2 protein-coding genes are annotated in these 1,068 nt (G+C 59.6%); both read right to left on the reverse strand.

Annotated elements, in window-relative coordinates; translation table 11 throughout:
• Nucleotides 1–210 (reverse strand): hypothetical protein (locus AC1D12_RS33880; protein WP_477845459.1); only part of this gene is annotated, 210 nt, incomplete at its 3' end.
• Between the two features lie 59 nt (nucleotides 211–269).
• Nucleotides 270–644, reverse strand: a complete 375-nt coding sequence (locus tag AC1D12_RS33885) for a hypothetical protein (RefSeq protein ID WP_156154833.1) — start codon at nucleotides 642–644, stop codon at nucleotides 270–272.
• Nucleotides 645–1,068 lie beyond the last annotated feature (424 nt).

Consider the following 1,068-nt stretch of genomic DNA (forward strand, 5'->3'; position numbering starts at 1 on the left):
GGCATATGGATGCCCATTCTCGATGGCAGTCCCAATGGCGGTGAGTTGCTCTCTAGTCATGCCGCGGTATTCGCCGTCGATCTCATACGCCGTCGAGAGGATGAACGCCTTGGCTTTGTCCTCAGCAGCGTGCGGCTGAAAGTGGCAGATGACGCACCCGGCGGAGAGGGTCCGCTTGATGTTTCCGCAATGAACGCAGACTGCCAGCATCACACGGGCACCTCCATCACACATCGTCCAGCCTGATGCAATGCGTCTGCATACGCCGTTCAAGCGACGATCACCTGGACAACGAGATAGATGACGAAAGCAAGAAACAACATGGCGGGAGTGAACCAGAACAGCAGCACCATCGGCAGCGTCCACCGGCGTCGGTAGGCATCGAGCTCCGACAGATGCTTCACCATTGCCTCGACGTCACCCTCGGAAATGCAGTCGTGACGGCCCGATGCGATGCACTCGCCGAGCCTCGTCAATTCGTCGTCCGACTTGGGCAGATCCATCGCATCCCACTGAAAGTCCGACGACAACAGCAAGCTCTTCGCGAAGTCGTGGGCAGACGCAGGCACTCGATTGCACGCCGAACACGACATGTCGTAGGCTGCCTTGCGTTCGCCGCAAAAAATGCAGATGGACCAACTCATCTACAGCCGCACTCCGGATCCTGATTGGCCAGCGTCCCTGTTATGTAGCCACTGGCACCACCCACACTTGCAGTACCCAAGATCGTGCCACTCGCACCGATTCTTCCCAAGGCCATGGCGGCTTGCGTAGCACCGGTCCTTGTTGCACCCGGCCCGAGAAAACCTCCGAGAAAGGAATTCACCCGCTGCGGCATCTGAACCAAATTCAGTCCAGCGTTGGTGAGTCCCGAGGGAAGCCCGATCGATGTTCCAAATGATCGAGACACAATCCAATGGTCGAGGCTGGAAGTCCCAGCGCCACCTCTGGCCGTCCAATACCCCTTGCTGATAGTGGCCCATCGCCGAGGGTCCCAGAAGAATCGCCCCACCCCGGCAAGGCCTRCCCGGCCCACGAGGCCCGCCCCTGACCCCATCAGCGCCCACG

This window comes from Rhizobacter sp. P1_G5 (assembly GCF_056405435.1).